This is a genomic window from Aeromonas sp. FDAARGOS 1407 (assembly GCF_019048725.1).
Taxonomy (GTDB): Bacteria; Pseudomonadota; Gammaproteobacteria; order Enterobacterales; family Aeromonadaceae; genus Aeromonas; species Aeromonas enteropelogenes.
The window spans coordinates 4,582,807-4,604,786 of the sequence record NZ_CP077399.1 but is presented as its reverse complement, the minus strand read 5'-3'; the positions used below and the strand labels follow the sequence as shown (position 1 = coordinate 4,604,786).

The window sequence follows — 21,980 nt, the reverse complement described above, 5'->3', positions numbered from 1 at the left end:
ACCCGTTATTTTTCCCTTGCTTCCCATACGTCGTGCCACTCACAGAACCCGGGGGGCGAAAAAGCCCGCGGCAGGTGCGGGCTTTGGGGCATGACAATGGGCGTCACCGTGTTTAGCGGCGGCGTCGCCAGGCCAGCGGTAACAGGGCCAGCAAGCCCAGGCCAAGGGCGCCGCCACCTGACGAGGAGCCTGGCTTGGCCGCATCGCTGCCCAGTTTGAGATCAACGATGACGGGGTCATGGTCGGAGGCGCTGAACGGATTGTCGGATTTGATCATATCGCCGGTGAAGCTGCGACCATATTCGAACAGGTTGCTCTCGAACGAGTTGATATGCCAGTCGGCGACCCCGAGTACCTTGCCGGCCAGCGCCGGATTGGCGAGGGCGTAGTCCAGGGTGCCGAGCTCGGCCTCATAGCTGTAGGAGATGGCTTTCTCCTTGTTGAATTTCACGTTCAGATCGACCAGACCGTAGCTGCGAGTCACCTCCTGTCCCAGCTGCTCATAGGGCTGTTCGCCGAGATAGGTGTGGGAGGCCGAGACAATCTTGCGCTCGCTGGTGGCCGGGTTGTAGTCGGTCAGCACCCGGATTGGATCTTCCTTGGCGTAGGAGTTGAAATCCCCCACCAGCAGCACCTGATCGGACAGCTTGCTGACCGCATCCCCCAACACCTTGGCGGCGGTGACCCGGAACTCGGTGCATTTGCCCTGCAGATCGGCGGGTTCGCTCTTGCCATCACCATTCTCGTAGCAGCCGGAGCCCTTGGATTTGAGGTGGTTGACCACCAGGGTCAGTGGCTCCTTGCTGCCCTCGACGGTGAACGTCTGCACCAGAGAGTCACGCTGGGAGGCGCGCTTGGCGATGCCACCCACTGTGTAGCGCTGTTCCGGCATCTGGATGAAGCTGGCATCGCCGGCGGGAGTGAGCAGGGCGGGGCGGTAGATCATGGCAACCATGATGGCGTCACCGCCGAAGAACTTGCCCTCGGTGAGAGCCGTGGCTGGCAGGCGAACATAGGCATAATGCTTGCTCGCGTCTTTTTGTGCCTGGTTGAGACGGGTGACCAGATCATGGAGGGCAGAGGTATCGTCGAAGCCGTTGTTCTCCATCTCCATCAGACCGAGCAGGTCGGCATCCATCTGGGTGATGGCGTTGACAATCTTGGTGCTCTGTTTCTGGAAATCCTCCAGACTCTTGGCGCCCCGGTTGCAGCCCTTGGCGCTGTCCGCATCAGCCTGATCCTGGCACAGTACGTTGAGGGCACCGCCCACGCTGGAGTGGCTGGTGAAGTAGTTGAGCACGTTGAAGCTGCCGATCCGCAGATCCGAGCCTGCGATGCGATCCGGTGCATTCTGGCGATCGTTGTCACTGGTGCGCAGCAGATCTCCTATGGTGATGGTCTGCTCCCGAGGGACGATGAGACGATACTCGCCGAAGCTGTAGCCCACCATGGCCTCCAGATTGACCGGCGCATCGCCGATCCGCAGGTAACCCTGCTCCGGCTCCCAGGCGGGCAGCCAGGGCAGTGTGCCGTTAGCGGCCTTGAAGTCTGATTCCAGGAACACCCGATTGCCGGCATTGGCCGAGGCCAGTGCCTTGGCCTCGCTGCTGCCAGCCACATGCAGCTGGGTTGGCTTCATCAGCGGTGCCTGGTGGGCGAGCACCAGGTTGTTGCGTTTGGCGGCATAGTCATAGCTGAAGTTGCGGCTCACCTTGAGCAGGCTGTCGGCATCGAGGCGCACCCGCATCCCTTCGTGGCGCTCCAGGGACCGTGCGAGGTTTTCCCCTTCCAGTACCCGCAATGGCACGGCGGCCGGGGCTTGTGTCTGGGTCAGGACCTGCAGGCGCGGGGTAGTGCCGTCAAACACGGGCTTGAGCTGGGTGTGGCCGTAATACTCCTCGACCTTGGCCTCCAGGCAGACTTCGGCGCCCGGCTTGATGTCCGGGTACTTGCTGGCGAAGCTCTTGTCGTTCAGATAAACAAAGATGCCGTCCGAGGTCTGGGGATTGCCATCGCCCTGCACATCCAGCAGGTAGAACCCCTTGTTGAGGTTCTCGCCAAGGGCGGAGACCACGGCCTTGACCGTGACGCTCTGGGGGCTCACGAAGCTGTCGTCGGGCACCAGAGGGCTCTTGTCGCCACTGCCCTGGATGGCGGGGACAGGAGTTAAGGACGCATCGGCCGGGCAGGTGAATCCAGCCGCGTAGAGAGACGGGGACGCAAGCGCCAGCCCCACGGCCAGCGATAGCAGGGTACGTGTACCTTTCATAGGTGTTCCTTTTTTATTTTTGCCAGTATTTCCATAGCCTTGGCTCCTTGACCAAGGGCGCGCATTGTCACATTTCCGGCATGTCATACCAGTGAGCCAACGCACATAACCGGGATGTCGGCGCCTGAGATATCCCTTTTTTTGACTTGGCTAACACACTGAAATAAATGATAAAAATGTTATCTGTATGCGCGATTGGAGCTAGGTGACCGGCGTCGGTCACATAATTTTCTTTGAAAATGAAGATTGAGTGTGTGGTGGTTAATTCCTATACTTGATCCGTTCCTAACGGAACCCAGGTAAAGGGCAAACCGGTAGCGATGCCGGGACGCAATGCCTCCGGTCTGTCTGGGTAGTCAAGACAGATAGCGGGGTTTCCCTGGGTGACAGTCGTGTCTGTGGCGCGTCCATCGCCAGTTGTCTGCACCTATCACGCAGGTTGCGATTGTTCTTTGTCCTGGTGACCCATGCCAAGACAAAACAAGGAAGATAACAATATGCAACAAACCTTAAGGCCCAGCCGGCTCGCCATGCTGGTGGCCCTTGCTGCCATGCCCGCCTGGGCGTTGGCGGCGTACCCTGCCTATCAGGCCGGCACGGCCTACAAGGCTGGCGATGTCGTCAGCAACGTCGGCAACCTCTACGAATGCAAGGAATTTCCCTACTCAGGCTGGTGCGGTGCGTCTCCCTATCACTACGAACCCGGTGTGGGTTCGGTCTGGGGTGATGCCTGGAAACTGTTCAGCGAGGGGGGCGGTAATCCGGATCTGGGGCTTGTCGTCAGCTCGCCCGCCGTTGGCAGTGCATTTGACGAAGGGGCAGAGGTTGCGCTGGCGGTGACCCTGAGTGGCAACAGCAGCGCGCTGGCGAAGGTCGAATATCTGATCGATGGCCAGCCGGTGGCGCAAGTGAGCGCCTCTCCCTGGTCAGCCAGCTGGGTCGCCAGCGGAGTGGGGGCCCATCAGCTCAAATCCCGGGCGCTGGACAAGGACGGCAAGGTGCTGAGTGAGGCGGACGCCAGTTTCAGCATCAATGCCGTGGTAGCGCCAGAAGCGCCCAAGGTGAACATCAGCAGCCCGGCCAATGGTGCCAAGGTGACCCTGGGCCGCAGCGTGGCGGTGAGCGGCAGTGTGACTGACGCCAACAACGACGTTGCCAAAGTCGAGCTGTTCGTCGATGGCAAGAAGGTAGGAGAGGACACCAGCGCGCCCTGGCAGGTAAGCTGGATCCCGCAAGCCAAGGGGGCGGCGGCACTCAAGCTGGTGGCGACCGACAAGGCAAACCTCACTGGCGAATCAGCCTTGGTCGATGTGCAGGTGGAAGAGGCGGCCCTGCCGCCCACCGGTGGCAACCTCTCCTGCGACATCCGCCAGATCTACCGCCCGGACGGCTACGAGTGCATGGGGGATGACCATGCCCGCCGGGTTATCGGTTACTTCACCTCCTGGCGCACCGGCAAGAACGGCCTGCCCGCCTATCTGGTCAACGATATTCCCTGGGACAAGATCACTCACATCAACTACGCCTTCGCGGCGGTGGATGAACAGAGCCATACCATCAAGGTGGATGACTCCGCCACCAAGATGACCTGGGACGGAGTGCCGGGCGCCGAGATGGATCCCGAATTCGCCTACCAGGGCCACTTCAACCTGCTCTCCAAATACAAGAAGCAGTACCCGGACGTGAAGACCCTGATCTCGGTCGGTGGCTGGGCCGATACCCGCGGCTTCTACACCGCCACCACCAAGGGCGACTGCTCGGTCAACACCGCCGGCATCAACGCCTTTGCCGACTCGGCGGTGAGCTTCATCCGCCAGTACGGTTTCGATGGGGTGGATGTGGACTACGAGTACCCCACCTCCATGAAGGATGCGGGCAACCCGAACGACTTCCCGCTCTCCAACCAGTGCCGCGCCAAGTTGTTTGCCAACTACGAGGTACTGATGAAGACCCTGCGTGAGCGGCTCGACAGCGCCGGCACCGAGGATAGCCGCAAGTACATGCTCACCATCGCCTCGCCGGCATCGGCCTATCTGCTGCGCGGTATGGAGAACTTCCAGGTCACCCAGTATCTGGATTACGTCAACCTGATGACCTATGACTTCCACGGTGCCTGGAACCACTTCGTCGGTCACAACGCGGCCCTGTTTGACAACAATGCCGACCCCGAGCTCTCTCACTGGGGCGTCTACACCCAGGCCCAGTTCGGCGGCATCGGTTATCTGAACGCGGCCTGGTCTGCCCACTACTTCCGCGGCGCCCTGGCGGCCGGCAAGATCAACGTGGGTGTGCCCTATTACACCCGCGGTTGGCAGGGGGTGAGCGGCGGTACCCACGGCCTGGGTGGCAAGGCGGCCTTGCCGAGCCAGAACGAGTGCCAGCCGGGCACAGGTGGCAGCACGATTCCGTGCGGCAATGGGGCGGTCGGCATCGACAACATCTGGCACGATCTCGACAAGAACGGCAAGGAGATCGGCGGTGGCGCCGTGCCCATGTGGCATGCCAAGAACCTGGAGCACGCGGCCAGCCTCGGCATCACTACCTTGCCGAGCTATGGCACGGCCTGGGGTCTGGATCCCAACAATCCGGCACACGTGATGCAGGGGCAATATGTCCGTTACTACGATGACAAGGCCCATGCGCCCTGGCTGTGGAACGAACAGAAGAAGGTGTTCCTCTCCACCGAAGATGAAGAGTCCATGGGCCACAAGCTCGACTACATCATCAAGCGCGGTCTGGGCGGCGTCATGTTCTGGGAGATGGCGGGTGACTACGCCTTCGATCCGGCCAAGAACGAGTACGGCATGGGCAGTACCCTGACCACCCTTGCCTACGAGAAGTTTGCCAAGGCAGCGCCCTACAATACCCAGCAGAACGATCTGCCGGCGCCGAGTGCCCAGCTCGACATCGGCGTTAGCCTCTCTGGCTTCAAGGAAGGGGACTCCAACTACCCGATCAACCCGAAACTCAAGCTGGTCAACAAGTCGACCCAGACCATTCCGGGCGGCGCCAGAATCGAGTTCCTGGTCCCCGCCTCCACCTCTGACACCATCACGGATCAGAGTGGCATGGGGCTCAAGGTGGTCGAAAGCGGTGGCAACGACAACTCGGAAGGCATCGCAAACGAGAAGGACTTCCACAAGGTGGCCATGAACCTGCCGGGCTGGCAGACCCTGGCACCGGGAGCCGAGGTGGAAGTGGCGATGACCTACTATCTGCCGGCCGCCGGCGTACCGAGCGGGATGCGCATCATCAGCGGCAGCCAGACCATAGGTCTCAAGGCCGAGTTCCCGACCCTGCCCGAAGCGGTACTGGGCACGGGTGGCACTGGTGGCGGTGGTTCCGATGGTTCGACCTGCAGCAGCCAGAACGTGGATCCGGCCTCCTACCCGGCCTACCCGAGCTGGCCGCGCGGCGATCACGCCAGCGGCGGCGATCGCATCACCCACAACAAAGCGGTGTGGCAGGCAAACTGGTGGACCAGCAGTGAACCCAAAGCCGGCGACGGCAGCTGGAAGTCAGTCTGTAGCTATTGATTTTAAAATCAATGTGATAAGTGAGGCTTCGGCCTCACTTTTTTTGTCTGATTGGTCGCTCTGCTGGAAAAAGCGTCTGCCTTTCCTGGCCGCTGCTCTCTATAATAGAGTCGATTAATAATCAGATGGATGTCAGCATATGGCGAGTATATTGGATTCAGTTGATCAACGAACCCAGCTGGTGGGCGAAAACCGCCTGGAGTTGTTGATGTTCCGCCTCGGCACCCGCCAGATGTTTGCGATCAACGTCTTCAAGGTGAGGGAGGTAGTCAAGCTGCCCCACCTCAACAAGATGCCGGGTTCCCACCACAACATCAGCGGCGTGGCCAATATCCGGGGTACCTCGATTCCGGTCATCAACTTGCGCAGCGCCATCGGCATGCGCCCCATGCCCATCGATAGCGAATCCAACCTCATCATCACCGAATACAACCGCACCATTCAGGGCTTTCTGGTGGGGCAGGTGGCCAATATCGTCAACATGACCTGGAAGGATATTCTGCCGCCGCCGCGTTCTGCAGGGCGGGCCAACTACCTGACCGCCATCACCCGGATCCCGGAGGATGGGGTCGATCAGATCGTCGAGATTATCGACGTGGAGAAGGTGCTGGCGGAGATCATCACCTATGACATCCGTATCTCGGAAGAGGTACTGGATCGGGAGATCCTGCCCGAGATGCACGGTCGCAAGGTACTCATCGTGGATGACTCCAGCACGGCCCGCAATCAGGTACGTGAAACCCTGGGGCAGCTTGGCCTTGAGGTTATCGAGTGTCAGGATGGCTTGCAGGCCCTCACCCTGCTCAAGGGGTGGTGCGATGCGGGCAAGAAGGTGACCGACGAGATCCTGCTGATGATCACGGATGCGGAGATGCCGGAGATGGATGGCTATCGCCTGACCCACGAGGTGCGCAGCGATGCGCGCATGGCCGACCTCTTCATCACCCTCAACACCTCCCTGAGCGGCAACTTCAACGAAGCAATGGTCAAGAAGGTGGGGTGTGACCGCTTCATCTCCAAGTTTCAGCCCGACTTGCTGGTCGGAGTGGCGCAAGAACGCCTGCGCCAGGTGCTGGAGCAGTAAATTTCGTGTGTCTTTGATAAAACAAACATCCCGCCCTGGCGGGATGTTTGTTTATGGGAAGAGTGACAGGTTGGAGTGGGGCTATGGCTTCAGCGCTCTAACAGAGGCTCGATGAAACGGGCCACCTTGTCGCGGATCTGCGGCTGGGCGGCTGACGTCGGATGGATGCCATCGTTCATCATGAGTTCAGGGCGCAGCGCAATATCATCCATGAAGAAGGGGAGCAGCGGCAGTTTGTTGGCCTCGGCCAGTTCCGGGAAGATCTGCTCGAACTGGCGCAGATAACGGGCGCCATAGTTGCGCGGCAGCTGGATCTGGGTCAAGACCACGCGCGTCTGGTTGGCCTTGGCCAGGACAATCATGTCGGCCAGGTTCTTGCGGGTGATGGCTGGCGCGAAGCCGCGCAGGCCGTCATTGCCCCCCAGCTCGATCAGCAGCCAGTCCGGCTGGTGTTCTTCCAGCAGGGCGGGCAGGCGGGCCAGTCCCCCCTGGGTCGTTTCGCCGCTGATGCTGGCGTTGATCAGGGAGTGCACAGCCCCTTCATTTTGCCACTTCTGGTTGAGCAGGGCAGGCCAGCTCTGCTGGGCCTGCATCTGATAACCGGCACTCAGGCTGTCCCCCAGCACCAGCAGGGTCTGGGCCTGAACGGATGAAATCAGGAAACAGAGGGCAAACAGAATACGCGCCATAACATCAACTCCCTTCAGTGATTGGCATTAAAAAAGGACAAGGGCCTGCACAGGGTGCCGACACCCTATGGTGGCGGTCACCAAGGCCCTGAATAAACAGGATACGCAGCATGAGTTCAACACCCATTATCGTCGTCAGGAGCCTGGGCAAATCGGTTCGCCTCGGCCAGGAGAGCCTCACCATCCTTGAAGGGATCGATCTGCAAGTCAATAGCGGCGAGACGGTGGCCCTGGTGGGGGCGTCCGGATCGGGCAAATCCACCCTGCTGGGGCTGCTGGCAGGCCTCGATCTGCCGAGCCAGGGGGAGATAGAGATCCTCGGCAAATCCCTCGGCGAGCTTGATGAGGAGGGGCGGGCGCGGCTGCGGGCCGAGCAGATCGGTTTCGTATTCCAATCCTTCCTGCTGCTGCCCACCATGACAGCCCTTGAAAACGTGATGCTGCCGGCCGAGCTGCGCGGCGAGCGGGAGTGCGAGCAGAGGGCCCGCGAGCTGCTGGCGGCGGTGGGCTTGAGTGAACGGCTGCACCATCTGCCGCCCCGCCTCTCCGGTGGCGAGCAGCAGAGGGTCGCCATCGCACGAGCCTTCATGACCCGGCCCAGCCTGCTACTGGCTGACGAGCCGACTGGCAACCTCGACAGCAAGACGGGCGAGAAAGTGATAGAGCTGTTGTTCGAGCTCAACCGCAAGCACGGCACGACCCTGGTGGTGGTGACCCACGACCACGAGCTGGCCCGGCGCTGCCAGCGCCAGATAGTGATGGCGGCTGGACGGCTGGATGGGGCAGCCGAAGGAGTGGAGGCATGAGACGATCCGGGACGGCATGCCTGCCTGTTTGGCTAGTAAATGGAGGTCAGGGGGAATGATGCAGTGGCGACTGGGATGGCGACTGCTTCGCCGGGAGGGATTCAACGGCGAGTTGCGCTGGTTTGTGCTGGCGCTGGCCCTGAGCGTGGCTTGCGTGTTGAGCGTGGCGCTGGTGGCCGATCGGCTTGATGCCGGCCTCAAGGCATCGGGCCGCGACTTTATCGGGGCGGATCGGGTGCTGCGCACCGCCACGGCCATGCCGGATGGCTGGTTGCAGCAGGCCAAAAATGACGGATTGGCGGTGCAGACTACGGTCAGCTTCAACAGCATGCTGTTTCATGGTGAGGCGCTGCAGCTGGCCTCCATTCGGGCTGTGCCGGACGGTTTTCCCTTCTACGGCAAGCTGGAGTTGACCCCGCAGCGTTCTCCCGCGCCTGGGGAGATCTGGCTGTCGGCCCGGGTGATGCAGCTGCTGGCGGCCAAGCCGGGGGACGAATTGGAGGTCGGCAATACGGTGCTGAAAGTGGCCGGGCTGCTGGGTGAGGAGCCGGATCAGGGCTTCAGCCCCTTCCTGCTGGCGCCCAGGGCCCTCATTCACAGTGCCGATATCGAGGCGACCGGCGCCCTGTTGCCCGGCTCGCGCCAGCAGTGGCGCTATCTGTTCCAGGGCTCGCGGGAGTCACTGGCCCGCTACGAGCGCTGGCTGGAGCCAAAGCTGCAGCCGGGCCAGAAGTGGATCAAGCCGGATGACGGCGAGTCCCGGGTGGGGCGCTCGCTCGCCAATGCGGAGCGTTTCTTCCGGCTGGCCTCCTTAAGCGGCGTGCTGCTGGGGGCGCTGGCCATGGGGATCGCAGTGCGCCACTTTGCCGAGCGCCAGACCAATATGGTGGCGCTGCTCAAGACCCTGGGGGCTTCCCGTGCCAGCCTGTGGCAACTGATGAGCGTGCTGCTGCTCTCCCTGACCCTGATTGGTGCCCTGCTTGGCCTGCTGGCGGGCACTGTGATGCAGTGGGTCACTCTGCAGCTGTTGGGGGAGTTGCTGCCCCCGGATCTGCCGCCTCCCTCCTGGCGCCCCTTCGCCCTCGGGGTGGCGGTCGCCTTCTTCATCACCCTGTTGCTCGCCTTCGTACCCTTCCTGCGCCTGCTCAAGGTGCCGCCCCTGCGGGTATTGCGCCGCGAGCTGGAGGCGAGCGTTCCCCCCTGGCTGGCGTTGCCGGTGGGGGTGCTCGGCCTGTTTGCCCTGGTGTGGGGCTTTACCGCCGACGTGCGTCTGGCGTTCGGGCTGGTCGGGGGCATGGGATTGCTGATGGGGTTGCTGGCGCTGCTGGCCGCCGGTCTGCTGCGGCTGGGGGCCAGGGTCAATGGCCCTCACGCCCTGCGTCTGGCACTGGCCCATCTCTCCCGGGAGCGCAGCAGCGGCCTGTTCCAGCTGGCTGGCTTTGCCCTGGCACTCATGCTGTTTGGCCTCTTGTGGGCGGCGCGCGTCGATCTGCTGGACGAGTTCTCGGCCCGTTTGCCCGCCGATGCCCCCAACCGGTTTTTGGTCAATGTGGCGGAACATGAGCGCGAGGGGATCCTGGCCGATCTGGCGGCGGCGGGCGCGGTCACCTCGGACTTCTACCCCATGGTGCGTGGTCGCCTGACTCACATCGCCGGCGAGGCGGTGGGCGAGGGGGCTGCCAGCGGCCGCGAGGGGGTCGATCGGGAGCTCAATTTCACCACTACCAGCACCCTGCCGGTCGACAACCAGTTGGTGGCTGGGCGCTGGTTTGATGGGCCCGGGGAGGTGTCGGTGGACAGTGAACTGGCCAGCCGGCTCGGCATCAAGCTGGGGGACATGCTCGGTTTCACTATTGACGGGCGCAGCTTCGGGGCTCGAGTGACCAGCCTTCGCAGCATCAAGTGGGACAACATGCGCCCCAATTTCTACATGATCTTCTCGGAGGATCTGCTCTCCTCCTTCTCCCGTACCTGGCTCGGCAGCTACCGCTTGCCCGCCGCCGGGCGCGCCGCCGAGGTGGAGATCATCCGCCGCCATCCCACGGTCAGCCTCATCGACGTAGATGACTTGATCGCCCGCTTGAGCCAGGTTTCCGAACAGGTGAGCCGGGCGCTGGGATTGATGCTGGGGCTGGTGACGGTGGCGGCGTTGCTGGTGCTGCTGACCCAGACCCAGGCCAGCATGGCCCACCGGCGCCGCGAGCTGCTGCTGATGCGCACTCTGGGGGCCGGTAGCGCGCTGCTCAAGAAGATGCTGCGCTGGGAGCTGGTAGCGAGCGGTGCTCTGGCGGGGCTGTGCGCCGCCATGGTGGTGGAGCTCTGCTCCTTCGGCCTGCAGTGGTGGTGGTTCGAGGGGCAGTGGCAGTTTCACTGGGCCATCTGGCTGACCTTGCCGGCCCTGGGGGCCGTGCTGGTGACGCTGGCCGGGCAGGGGATGCGCCGTCAGCTGCTGGCGGGCACCCTGAGCGATCGCTTGCGCGGCCTGGGGCAGGGCTTGCTGTAAGCGGTGGTAGACCTATTTACAGCCAATAAAAACAACCCGGCCAATTGGCCGGGTTGTTTGGTATCGGGTGTGCTAGCGGGGAGATCTCAGCAGATTGGTGAGGGCCTGGGGGAGTTCAGGGTAAGTGAAGTGAAAACCGGCCTGCTGCAGGCGGGCGGGCAGCACGTGTTGCCCGGTCAGCAGCAGATCCGATGCCTCTCCCATCATCAGGCGCAGCAAGGTTGCGGGCACGAAAAAGAGATGGGGGCGGTGAAGGGTGTGCGCCAGAGCCTGGCTGAACTCCCTGTTGCTGACCGGATGGGGAGCGGTGCCGTTGAAGATGCCGTCGCACTCGCCGTGCTCCAGCAAAAACAGGATGGCGCGCACCAGATCCTGCACATGGATCCAGCTCATCACCTGGTTGCCGGCGCCCATGGGACCGCCGAGACCAAACCGGTAGGGGGGCAGCATTTTGGGCAGGGCGCCGCCATCGGTGCCAAGCACCAGCCCGATCCGCACGATGCAGACCCGGGTCAGGCGGCTGCAGGCCTCCTGAGCCAGGGTTTCCCACTGCTGGCAGAGCTGGTGGGTGAACTCGTCGTGGGGCGTCTGACACTGCTCATCCAGCGGCGCATCGTCTTGCCTGCCATACCAGCCGATGGCGGAGGCGTTGATCAGCACCTTGGGGGGCGTGGTCGAGAGCTTGATGAGATCCACCAGCTGTTCGGTCAGCAGCCAGCGGCTGTCGCAGAGCAGCTGCTTGCGCTGCTCGCTCCAGCGTCCGGCGGCGATGGGCTCCCCCGCCAGGTTGATGACAGCATCCACGTCATTGAGATCGTCGAGCCTGTCCAGGCTGTCGAGCACCTTGATGTCGTGACCCAGCAGGGTATAGGCGCGGCTGCCCTGGCGGCTCAATACCACCACCTCGTGGTTTACCTTGAGATGGGCCACCAGTCGACGGCCGATAAAGCCGGTGCCCCCCGTGATCAGAATCTTCATCGCTGCGCTCCCTAATTCGTTGTTTTCACTCTAATCAGCTCTTGGGCATTGAACAAGTGGCCGCAGGTTCATCATTCTCTGCCTGCTCTGTTACCGCAGCGGGATGCGGGCGAAAAAAAACCAGCGGATCACTCGCTGGTTTCAGGAACGTGCTCGCCATCATGGCGGCGCTATCAGAGCATGCGGGTGAGGGCGCGGCAGAGGCGCTTGACCCCCTCTTCGATGGTCGCCTCATCCACGCAGGAAAAGCTCAGGCGCAGGGTGTTCTGGAGCTCGGGGCGCACGTAGAAGGGGGCGCCGGGCACGAAGGCTACTTTTTCCTTGATTGCCTCGTCAAACAGCGCCATGGCGCTGACGCTCGGCGGCAGGGTCAGCCAGAGGAACATGCCCCCTTCCGGTCGGGTGTAGCTGACGCCGGGCGGGCAGTGACGGGCCAGGGCAGCCTCCATGGCGGCGCGCTGGCGGCCATAGACCTCCTTGATCTTTTCCAGATGGGCATCCAGCGAGTTGTCGCAGAGGAAGCGGTGCAGCACCTGCTGGCTGAAGGCGTTGCTGTGCAGGTCTGTCGCCTGCTTGGCGATGGTGACCTTCTTGCGCAGCCAGTCCGGCACCAGCATCCAGCCGAGGCGGAAGGCCGGGACGACGGTCTTGGAGAAGGAGCCGAGCAGCACGGTATTGTTCGGCGCCAGCTTGGCGATAGGGGGCAGGTGCTCGCCCTCGAAACGCAGCTCGCCGTAGGGGTCGTCTTCCACCATCAGCAGCTCGTGGCGCACCAGCCGCTCGGCCAGCGCCTCGCGGTTGGCGCGGTTGTAGGAGACGCCGCTCGGGTTCTGGAAATTGGGCACACCGTAGAGCAGCTTGGCATTGGAGCCGCTGGCCAGCAGCTCGTCCAGCGCCGCCAGATCCAGCCCTTCTTCACCGAGGGTGATGGGCTTGAAAGTGGGCTGATAGACGGAAAACGCCTGGATGGCGCCAAGATAGCCAGGTTCCTCGATGATGAGGTCCTGCTCCTCGTCGATCAGTACCTTGCCCAGCAGATCCAGCGCCTGCTGGGAGCCGCTGGTGATGAGGATGTTGTCCGGGTTGACCTGCATGCCGTGGCGGCTCAGATAGCGGTCGGCAATGTATTGGCGCAGCGGGGCGAAACCCTCGGTGGCGGCATACTGCAGGGCGGCGGCACCCTGCTCGCGCAGCACGTCCTGGCAGGCCTGGTCGATGGCCTTGACCGGGAACAGGTGCGGGTTGGGCAGGCCGCCGGCGAAGGAGATGATCTCCGGGTTGGCGGCAACTTTAAGGATTTCGCGGATAAAGGAAGGCTCGACTTTTTCGAAACGCTGGGCAAAAAACGGCTGCATAGGACTCTCTCTGGCATGATGAGCGGTCACTCCATTCGACCGCCAAGTTATCCGGTTGTATCAGATTTAAAAAATGAGGCAATGGCTGTAACAATATTCGCCAAAAAAGAGCCGGTTTGGCGCCGTGGCGGCGGCCACTGCCCATGACTGCGAGATCCGCGGGCGTGGATGGAAGATTTGTTGTGCGAAACACTTGCGCCCAGTGACTATCTTGGGATAATTCGCTCCCCTGTTTTCGCCAGGCGATGAAATAACGAGCGTCGAGCCGTCCTTGCGCTGAGCGGATCCAAGACGTATTACCCGGATTGATGAAATAACGAGACAATTATGCCTGTGACCCAAGATGTATTTAACGAAGACGGCAAGTTCATGCGCAAGATCCGCAGCTTTGTCCGTCGCGAAGGCCGCCTGACCAAAGGGCAGGAGAAGGCCCTGGAAGAACTCTGGCCGGTCATGGGCATCGATTTCGCGCCAGAGCCGCTCGATCTGGTCGCCCTGTTTGGCCGCGAAGCGCCGGTAGTGCTGGAGATCGGTTTCGGCATGGGCGCCTCCCTGGTGGAGATGGCCAAGAACGCCCCCGAGAAAAACTTCATCGGCATCGAAGTGCATACCCCGGGTGTAGGTGCCTGCCTGGGTACCGCCCAGGAAGCGGGCGTCACCAATCTCAGGGTCATTTGCCACGATGCGGTCGAGGTGCTGGAGCACATGATCCCGAACGGCTCTCTCGCCTGCCTGCAGCTCTTCTTCCCTGACCCCTGGCACAAGAGCCGCCACCACAAGCGCCGCATCGTGCAGCCGGCGTTCGCCCAGGCCATTCGTCAGAAGCTGGCCATCGGTGGTGTCTTCCACATGGCCACCGACTGGGAAAATTATGCCGAGCACATGTTGGAGGTGATGAGCGCCGCCGAGGGGTACGAAAACACCTCTGCCACCGGCAACTGGGTGCCGCGTCCCGACTGGCGTCCGCTGACCAAATTCGAACAACGGGGCCATCGTCTTGGTCACGGGGTTTGGGATCTGATTTTCAAACGTGTCAACTAACTAAGGAGCTATCATGGCCAATCGTAGCCGCCGCCTGCGTAAGAAACTGCGCGTCGATGAATTCCAGGAAATGGGGTTCGACATCGGTTTCAACTTCCCGGTCGGCACTGCCGAAGAGACCATCGATGCGGTAGTCGATGCGATGATCGATGAAGTGATTGAACCCCGCAAACTGGCCTTCGCCGGTTCCGGCCACCTGGCCTGGGAAGGGATGATCTGCACCCAGCAGCTCGGCAAGTGCACCGAAGAAGATCGCGCCGCCGTCAAAGCCTGGCTGGAAGCCAAGGGGATGGAAGCTGTGGTGGTCAGCGAGCTGTTTGACCTCTGGTACGGTGAACCGGCCTAATCATCTCTTGCCCATGGTGGGCAGATAGACAAATCCCGCCGCTGGCGGGATTTTTGTCAGTGGACCCGGGTTCTTCGCAGCCGTTTTAGTCATGGAATCGCTTATGGTGTTGTCATCCGAATTACTGGCCAGCATTCTGGAAGAGGTGCGCCCGCTGCTGGGGCAAGGCAAGGTGGCCGACTACATTCCCGCCCTGGCCCAGGTGCCCGCCGATCGGCTCGGCATGGCGGTCTGTACCGTGGAGGGAGAGCTGTTCACCGCAGGTGATGCCTTCGAGCCCTTCTCCATCCAGAGTATCTCCAAGGCCCTGAGCCTTACGCTGGCCCTCACCCTCTATCAGGAGGAGGAGATCTGGGCCCGGGTGGGCAAGGAGCCGTCCGGCCAGCCATTCAACTCTCTGGTCCAGCTGGAATTCGAACAGGGTATTCCCCGCAACCCCTTCATCAATGCCGGTGCTCTGGTGGTGAGCGATCTGCTGGAGACCCGCCTGACCGCCCCGCGCCAGCGCACCCTGGAGCTGGCCCGCCGTCTTTCCGGCAACCCGGCCATCATGGCGGATCAGATAGTGGCTCGCTCCGAATACCAGCACTCCGCCCGCAACGCCGCCATCGCCTACCTGATGAAGGCTTATGGCAACTTCGAAAATGAAGTGGACAAGGTGCTGCAAAGCTACTTCAATGCCTGCGCGATCCGTATGAGTTGCGTCGATCTGGCGCGGGCCTTCATCTATCTGGCCAACCGGGGTGTGCCGCTCGGTGAGACGACGCCGCTGCTGCCGGCCCGTACCACCAAGCAGGTCAATGCCCTGCTTGCCACCTGCGGCCTCTATGACGAGGCCGGTGATTTTGCCTATCGGGTGGGGATGCCGGGCAAATCCGGGGTCGGCGGCGGCATTATTGCCCTCATCCCGGGTGAGTTGTGCGTCTGTGTCTGGTCGCCCGAGCTCAACAAGGCCGGCAATTCGCTGGCGGGCACGGCGGCGCTGGAGTTGCTGGCCGAGCGCCTGGGCCGCTCCATTTTTTAACCTTGTTCAATGAATCGAGAGATCATCATGAAACGATATCTTCGCTCTCTGCAGGCCGCACTGGCGACCTTGCTGCTCTGGTGTGCCTGGCCCGTCCTCGCCGCCGAATTGCCGTCGCTCACCCTGACCGATGCCAAGGCCAAGCAGGCGGTCATCCTGGATACCCGTGCCAGCTACTTCTATCAGGGGTGGCCAATGGAGGGCGAGCAGCAGGGTGGCCATGTGGCCGGGGCCGAACTCCTCTCCGCCGACTGGAAATACAGCGATGAAGAGTGGCCCAAGGCGCTTGCCGCCAAGGGACTGAAAACCGATCGCCCGGTCGTTCTCTACGGTGCGCCGCGCGAGGTGGCCGAAGTGGCCCGCCTGCTGCGCCAGCAGGGCATCAAGCAGCTGTTCGAGCTGCAGGATTGGCAGAGTGTCCCGCGCGAGCATCTGGTTCGCTGGCAGCAGCTGGTCTATCCGCAGTGGCTGGCTGATCTGCAGGCCGGCAAGCCGGTGGTTGCCGCGCCGAAAGGGGAGTGGAAGTTGTTCGAGGTGGATTGGGGGGCACCCAAGGCCTACCTCATCAGCCATATTCCGGGGGCGGGGTATATCGACACCAACCGCCTGGAGGAGGAGCCGCTGTGGAACAAGGTCTCTGACGAGGCGCTCAAGAAGCTGCTGCTGGAAAATGGCATCCGTCACGATACCACCGTCATCCTCTATGGTCGCAACACCATGGCGGCGGCCCGGGCGGCCCACCTGATGATGTATGCCGGAGTGGAAGATGTGCGGCTGCTGGACGGTGGCCTGGAGGCCTGGTTTGGCCAGCATCTGCGCACTGAAACCGGCCTGCCCAACACCTTTGCACCGGTCAAAGAGTTCGGGGCCACCATTCCTGTGCATCCCGAGTACCTTACTACTCTAGCCCAGGCCAAGGAGCTGCTCAAACAGCCCGATGGTGCCTTGGTCAGTGTTCGTACCTGGGACGAGTTTGTCGGCAACACCTCGGGTTACAGCTACATCAAGCCGAAAGGGGACATCCCGGGTGCCAAGTGGGGGCGTGGTGGCGTGGATGCCAACAGCATGAGCGACTTCCACAACCCGGACGGCACCATGAAACCGGCCGGCGAGATCCTCGCCATGTGGGATGAGTGGAACATAGAGCCGACCCAGCAGGCCGCCTTCTATTGCGGTACCGGCTGGCGCGCTTCCGAGGCCTTCTTCTACGCCTGGCTGATGGACTGGAAGCGGATCAGCGTCTATGACGGTGGCTGGTACGAGTGGAGCATGGATCCCAGGAATCCCACGGTGACCGGTGAGCGTCAGCCCGCCAAGTAATTGATAATCGTGAAAAGGCCGGGCATCTGTCCGGCTTTTTTTATCCCGGTTCGTGTCAGCGACCGCGGAACACTACACTTTTTGCGAAGAGATATCAGATCGACGTGAGGAGTGACTGATGAAACGGATATGGATAAGTCTGCTGGTGGCAGGGATGTTGTGGCAGGGGGCCATGGCCGCAGAGCGGGCCCGCTATTTGGTGCAGATCAAACCGGGTGCCAGCGACTCCGTGCTGGCCCAGAGTCGGGGGATGGGGGCGAGCTGGCACTGGCGCTGACGGAGCAAAATGCCCTGGCACTCTGGTTGCCGTCGACGGCAGTCACAGCCTTGGCGCGTAATCCCAACGTGCTCTGGGTTGAACCGGATGCCAAACGTTATGCCAGTGCCGAAACGCTGCCTTACGGCATTCCCATGGTCCAGGCGCCGCAGCTGAGCGATGCGGCGGCCGGGGAGGTGCTGGTATGCATCATCGACTCGGGTTACAGCGGCAATCATCCCGACTTGCCGCATGGGGCTCAGGTACAGGGCAGTGACAATGCCGGTACCGGCAGCTGGAGCAGCGACGAAAATGGCCACGGTACCCATGTGGCGGGCACCATAGCCGCAGTGGGTGGCAACGACATGGGCGTGGTCGGGGTGCTGCCGAACCAGAGCGTGCCGCTGCACATCATCAAGGTGTTTGGCGCCAATGGCTGGGCCTATACTTCCAACCTAGTGGGGGCGCTTAACGCCTGCCAGCAGGCAATGTCCAGCCGTGGTTTTACCCGCATGGTCATCAATATGAGTCTGGGGGGGAGTGTCCCCAGCAAGACCGAAGAGAGAGCCTTCAACCAGGCCTACAGCCAGAATGTGCTGAGCGTGGCGGCGGCAGGCAATGCCGGCAATACCAGCAAGTCCTATCCTGCCTCCTACAGCAGTGTGGTGAGCGTGGCAGCCATCGATGCCAACAAGCAGCTTGCCTATTTCTCTCAACGCAACGATCAGGTGGAGCTGGCGGCACCCGGTGTCTCAGTGATGTCGACCGTGCCGGGCGGTTACGCCTACTACAGTGGCACTTCGATGGCGACCCCCCACGTGGTCGGGGTGGCCGCTCTGGCCTGGTCGCAGCGGCTGGAGTGCAGCAACGATCAATTGCGCCAGACCTTGCGCCTCAGCGCTCAGGATCTGGGCTTGGCCGGACGGGACAACAGCTATGGCTACGGTCTGGTGCAGGCCAAGGCGGCGGCGGATCGGCTGGTGCTCGGGTGTGACGGCAGCACTAGCAGCACGGGCGGTGGCAAGCAAGGTGGACGCAAGTAGCTGATAGTTGGCTAAAATCCCTCAGGCTTGGCGATTCTGGACTAGGCTTCAAACACCGCCCTCGGTGTTGAGGGAGAACACAGGGAGATGAGACTGGTGATGAAACAACTGATGATTATCCTGGTATGTGCATTCGGGTTGGTGGCGTGCAGTTCCCAATACATCATGAGTACCAAAGACGGGAAAATGATCACCACCGACAGCAAGCCCAGGCTGGACGAGAGCACCGGCATGTATCGTTATTACGATGAAGAAGGGCGTGAGGTGATGATCAAGAAGGATGACGTCACCCAGATCATGGAGCGCTGATTGCCATCAGTGGTCACAGGGGCTGCCCATGGGCGGCCCCTGTCATTTTCGGGCCTCTCCCCCGAAATGATTAATTCGCTCACGCTTTGTTATTAGTGGATGATTTTTCAGCAATATTTATTAATCAGGTACAGCTGCCGTTATGGTTGCGCCGCTATCATGACGCTCCGTTTTATTGGAGGTGTTATGTCCCTGATGTCTGTCCTTAAATCACGTTTTTCCGTCCGAGCCCTGCTGGGGGGCGCCTTGCTGGCCGTTGCATCGAGCAGCTACGCAGGCGATGACCAATTTACCCTGGGACGGACCATACTGCTGGGGGCCGGGGATCATGGCGCAACCATCCCTTTGGTGATCTGCCGTCAGACCAAATATATCAAGGTGAAAGCCGAGCGGGATTTGACCCTGGAGCGTGTGGTGGTGACCTATGGTGGTGATCGCACCAAAACCATCTATTTTGATCGGGAAATGCGTGGCGAGAAAGAAACGGAGTGGCGCTCGCTGGGTTCACGTCGCTGCGTGAAGAAAATTGAAGTCTATGGTAATTCCGAGCGTAGCAAGGCAGGCGTAAAAGTATTTGGTCGCAAGTAAACGAATACTGCCTGGATATTAATTTTCTTGTTCCGTGAATATGGCGAGCCAGATGGCTCGCCATTTTTTTATTATTTTTTCGGACGGAAGGGTTTGATGACACTTTCATCGCATTCGAGATAAGGCCCTTCCATCAGATCGATGCAGTAGGGGATGGCGGGGAAGACGGCGTCCAGGCACTCACGGATGGACTTTGGCTTGCCCGGCAAGTTGACGATCAGGGTGTCATCCCGCAAGCCGGCGGTCTGGCGGGAGAGAATGGCGGTTGGCACAAACTTGAGAGATTCGGCCCGCATCAGCTCGCCAAAGCCGGGCATCATGCGATCGCATACCGCTTCGGTGGCTTCCGGGGTGACATCTCGCTTGGCCGGGCCGGTACCGCCGGTGGTGACCACAAGGCAGCACTCCTCTTCATCCGCCAGGCGGATCAGGGTTGCCTCGATCTGATCCTGCTCATCCGGGATCACCTGGTAAACAGGCTCCCACTCCGAAGTCAGGTAGGCGTTTAGGGTGTCGATGATGGCCTTGCCGGAGAGGTCTTCATAGATGCCGGCACTGGCACGATCGCTGACAGTAACGATACCGATTTTTGCCTTGCTCATGGTCTGCTCTTGGTTGCGCTGAATAAGTGGAAAATAAAATAGCATAATCAGCAAGATAAGTTAAACGATGGTAGCTTGGGCAGCGATGCTTGATTGAAATATAAGTGTCGAATGAAGCAAAAATAATGAGGCTGGTTCGTTTGGTCGCACTAAAAGAGGAGCGGGATAATACAAAATTGTATAAGTGGAACCGAGTTCAGGATTGAATTAATAATTTATTGAAATGTATCGATAATTACAGGCTTTGCTGTCAGTTTGAGTCTTATTGTTTCTGGCAAGGCGCACTTTTGGGAGTGAACCCGGGATTGTTCAGGAGTATATAAAAACGAGAGAGGCCGATGATGAGCCGTCGTCTTTTCTCAGTCCATATTGCGGTGCATGATGGAGGGCATATTTATGGAATTGCCTGATTTCGATACCCTGAAAGAGCTTGCCGCCACTGAGCCGGCCCAACTCGAGACGATACTGCAGCAACAGATAGATGAGTTGATGGCCCGGGCGGGGCCTGAGCAGCAGCGTCGTCTGCTGGGCCTGCAGTTCCAGATTGATGGCCAGCGCCGTCTGGCAAAAAACAATCTCGACAGCTGCATCCGGATTGCCAATATGATGAAAGACTCCTTTTATTTGATGCAAACCGAAATGATGCAATTCAAGGAAGAGGAGATATCGGCTGAAAACGATAGCAATAGCAAAATAATCCGGCTGGCAGATTATCAACGCATTAAATAATCTCCTGTAGTTTGTTTTTACCTGATTAAATATAGCAAGCCTGACAGGAATATAGTCGAGGAGGGGGTTCTGTTGTTATTTATAAGATGACTTGTAATGAAGTTGTGATTGCCTTGGCATTATTTAATAAATAGTGACGGTATGTCACTGATAGCAGTAGATGAATAGCGGCAAGAAGTAAGTTAGTATGACCAAAGTTTTAATTGCTACGACTCGAAGGGATTATGAGAAGTATCACGCCAAGGCGGGTGCTGTCGCGGGAGCAGCAGACCGAGATCACCCGCATTATCGTCAAGGTGGGTCAAATGCTGGCCCAGTTTGGCGCAGAGAGCCGCATCATAGAGCAGACCACGGTTCGGTTGGGGTTGGCGCTGGGGCTGGAGAGCGTCGAGATGGCCATCTCCTCAAGCGCCATCGTGCTTACCAGCCTCTATCAGGGAGGATGCGTCACCACCACCCGCAGAGTACGGGAGCATGGCATCAATATGCAGGTGGTGTGCGAAATCCAGCGTATCTGCATCATGGCGGAAAAAGAGTTGATTGGTGCCCGGGAAGTACGCCAACGGCTCGAGGCCATAGTGCCGTTTCACTACCATCCCTGGCTGGTGGTGCCCATGGTCGGGCTATCCTGCGGCGCGTTCAGCCTGCTGTTTGGCGGTGACTGGCCCATCTTCCTGGTCACCTGTTTCTCCTCCGCCGTGGCGATGCGGGTGCGTCAGCTGATGGCTCGCCATCACCACAGCCCCTTGATCAACTTTGCCGTGACCGGCTTTATCGCGACCCTGCTCTCCTCTAGTGCCACCTTCTTCCATTGGGGTGAGCAACCCTATCTGGCCATGGCGGCCAGCGTGCTGCTGCTGGTGCCGGGCTTCCCGCTCATCAATGCGGTCTCCGATATGGTGAAGGGCTATTTCAATATGGGGCTGGCCCGCTGGGGCACGGCGACCCTGCTGACCATCAGCGCAGCCATCGGTATTATCCTGGCGATGACGGTGACCGGAATCTGGGGGTGGAAAGTATGATGGATCTGCTCTGGCTGCTGGCCAAGGATGCCTTTTGGTCGGCCATACCGGCGGTGGGTTTTGCCATGATCTTTAACGTGCCGCCGCGCATGCTCAAATATTGTGCCATGGGCGGGGCGCTGGCCCACAGCCTGCGCACCCTGCTCATCCATTACGGCATGACCATCGAATGGGCTACCCTGGCGGCGGCGACCACGGTCGGGTTTGTCTGCGTCTACTGGTCACGCCGCCTGCTGGCGCCCCGCCCCGTATTCAGCGTCGCCTCCATTATTCCAATGATCCCGGGCAGCTATGCGTTCAAGACCATGATTGCGGTGGTTGAGCTCAATATCTCGGGGGTGAGCATGGAGCTCATCCAGAGCGCGGTGGAGAACGGGTTAAAGTCTATCTTTATCGTAGGGGCCTTAAGTTTTGGGTTGGCGATCCCCTCTCTGGTCGTATATCGTAACCGGCCCATAATTTAGATGGTTTTGTGAGAGG

General features: G+C 60.5%; 18 protein-coding genes, 1 pseudogene and 1 riboswitch. Of the genes and pseudogenes, 14 read left to right on the top strand and 5 right to left on the bottom strand.

The features are described 5' to 3' along the window. Window positions 1–112: 112 nt before the first annotated feature. Entirely contained in the window at window positions 113–2,269 is a 2,157-nt protein-coding gene (locus I6L37_RS21565; RefSeq protein ID WP_216992925.1) for an ExeM/NucH family extracellular endonuclease, read from the bottom strand. A gap of 295 nt (window positions 2,270–2,564) precedes the next feature. Further along, a riboswitch (cyclic di-GMP riboswitch) is annotated at window positions 2,565–2,651 on the top strand. Window positions 2,652–2,799: 148 nt separating this feature from the next. On the opposite strand from I6L37_RS21565, the gene I6L37_RS21560 reads away from it, so the two are divergent. Further along, complete coding sequence (locus I6L37_RS21560; RefSeq protein ID WP_216994226.1) at window positions 2,800–5,805, top strand: glycosyl hydrolase family 18 protein; 3,006 nt, start codon at window positions 2,800–2,802, stop codon at window positions 5,803–5,805. A gap of 139 nt (window positions 5,806–5,944) precedes the next feature. Next, window positions 5,945–6,889 (top strand): chemotaxis protein CheV, encoded by a 945-nt coding sequence (locus I6L37_RS21555; RefSeq protein WP_042025772.1) that lies wholly within the window; start codon window positions 5,945–5,947, stop codon window positions 6,887–6,889. 89 nt (window positions 6,890–6,978) lie between these two features. Here I6L37_RS21555 and I6L37_RS21550 read toward each other — a convergent pair whose 3' ends face one another. Further along, entirely contained in the window at window positions 6,979–7,578 is a 600-nt protein-coding gene (locus I6L37_RS21550) for an arylesterase (RefSeq protein ID WP_216992924.1), read from the bottom strand. A 110-nt stretch (window positions 7,579–7,688) separates the two neighbouring features. Between I6L37_RS21550 and I6L37_RS21545 the strand changes: the two genes are divergently transcribed. Next, window positions 7,689–8,384, top strand: a complete 696-nt coding sequence (locus tag I6L37_RS21545) for an ABC transporter ATP-binding protein (RefSeq protein ID WP_042025769.1) — start codon at window positions 7,689–7,691, stop codon at window positions 8,382–8,384. A gap of 55 nt (window positions 8,385–8,439) precedes the next feature. Next, window positions 8,440–10,887 carry an ABC transporter permease gene (locus I6L37_RS21540; protein ID WP_216992923.1) on the top strand — a complete coding sequence of 816 codons (2,448 nt, stop codon included), beginning with the start codon at window positions 8,440–8,442 and terminating at the stop codon, window positions 10,885–10,887. A 72-nt stretch (window positions 10,888–10,959) separates the two neighbouring features. Here the strand turns inward: I6L37_RS21540 and I6L37_RS21535 are convergent, their stop codons facing one another. Both I6L37_RS21535 and I6L37_RS21530 read right to left on the bottom strand, forming a co-directional pair. Then, window positions 10,960–11,865 carry a TIGR01777 family oxidoreductase gene (locus tag I6L37_RS21535; protein WP_216992922.1) on the bottom strand — a complete coding sequence of 302 codons (906 nt, stop codon included), beginning with the start codon at window positions 11,863–11,865 and terminating at the stop codon, window positions 10,960–10,962. 173 nt (window positions 11,866–12,038) lie between these two features. Next, the gene (locus I6L37_RS21530; RefSeq protein WP_216992921.1) at window positions 12,039–13,220 is read right to left on the bottom strand and encodes a PLP-dependent aminotransferase family protein; all 1,182 of its coding nucleotides are present in this window, start codon (window positions 13,218–13,220) and stop codon (window positions 12,039–12,041) included. A gap of 327 nt (window positions 13,221–13,547) precedes the next feature. On the opposite strand from I6L37_RS21530, the gene trmB reads away from it, so the two are divergent. The 7 genes and pseudogenes from trmB to I6L37_RS21495 all read left to right on the top strand — a co-directional run bounded on the left by trmB (window position 13,548) and on the right by I6L37_RS21495 (window position 19,147). Beyond that, the gene (trmB, locus tag I6L37_RS21525; RefSeq protein ID WP_124239204.1) at window positions 13,548–14,261 is read left to right on the top strand and encodes a tRNA (guanosine(46)-N7)-methyltransferase TrmB; all 714 of its coding nucleotides are present in this window, start codon (window positions 13,548–13,550) and stop codon (window positions 14,259–14,261) included. Window positions 14,262–14,274: 13 nt separating this feature from the next. After that, window positions 14,275–14,607 carry a YggL family protein gene (locus I6L37_RS21520; RefSeq protein WP_042025764.1) on the top strand — a complete coding sequence of 111 codons (333 nt, stop codon included), beginning with the start codon at window positions 14,275–14,277 and terminating at the stop codon, window positions 14,605–14,607. Between the two features lie 103 nt (window positions 14,608–14,710). Then, window positions 14,711–15,631 carry a glutaminase B gene (glsB, locus tag I6L37_RS21515; RefSeq protein WP_042025762.1) on the top strand — a complete coding sequence of 307 codons (921 nt, stop codon included), beginning with the start codon at window positions 14,711–14,713 and terminating at the stop codon, window positions 15,629–15,631. Between the two features lie 27 nt (window positions 15,632–15,658). Beyond that, window positions 15,659–16,951 carry a sulfurtransferase gene (locus I6L37_RS21510; protein WP_216992920.1) on the top strand — a complete coding sequence of 431 codons (1,293 nt, stop codon included), beginning with the start codon at window positions 15,659–15,661 and terminating at the stop codon, window positions 16,949–16,951. 118 nt (window positions 16,952–17,069) lie between these two features. Then, a pseudogene (locus I6L37_RS21505) lies at window positions 17,070–18,250 on the top strand (S8 family peptidase). Between the two features lie 99 nt (window positions 18,251–18,349). Then, entirely contained in the window at window positions 18,350–18,559 is a 210-nt protein-coding gene (locus I6L37_RS21500) for a YgdI/YgdR family lipoprotein (RefSeq protein ID WP_026456840.1), read from the top strand. Window positions 18,560–18,745: 186 nt separating this feature from the next. After that, entirely contained in the window at window positions 18,746–19,147 is a 402-nt protein-coding gene (locus tag I6L37_RS21495; RefSeq protein WP_042025759.1) for a DUF2541 family protein, read from the top strand. Between the two features lie 71 nt (window positions 19,148–19,218). Here I6L37_RS21495 and mog read toward each other — a convergent pair whose 3' ends face one another. Further along, window positions 19,219–19,749, bottom strand: a complete 531-nt coding sequence (gene mog, locus I6L37_RS21490; RefSeq protein WP_061475634.1) for a molybdopterin adenylyltransferase — start codon at window positions 19,747–19,749, stop codon at window positions 19,219–19,221. Between the two features lie 396 nt (window positions 19,750–20,145). On the opposite strand from mog, the gene I6L37_RS21485 reads away from it, so the two are divergent. From I6L37_RS21485 to I6L37_RS21475, 3 genes are all read left to right on the top strand, one after another. Next, window positions 20,146–20,478, top strand: a complete 333-nt coding sequence (locus tag I6L37_RS21485) for a DUF3135 domain-containing protein (RefSeq protein ID WP_216992919.1) — start codon at window positions 20,146–20,148, stop codon at window positions 20,476–20,478. Window positions 20,479–20,702: 224 nt separating this feature from the next. Next, entirely contained in the window at window positions 20,703–21,500 is a 798-nt protein-coding gene (locus I6L37_RS21480) for a threonine/serine exporter family protein (protein WP_042025757.1), read from the top strand. Then, the gene (locus tag I6L37_RS21475) at window positions 21,497–21,964 is read left to right on the top strand and encodes a threonine/serine exporter family protein (RefSeq protein WP_026456638.1); all 468 of its coding nucleotides are present in this window, start codon (window positions 21,497–21,499) and stop codon (window positions 21,962–21,964) included. Before I6L37_RS21480 ends, I6L37_RS21475 begins: the two co-directional genes overlap by 4 nt. Window positions 21,965–21,980: the final 16 nt, after the last annotated feature.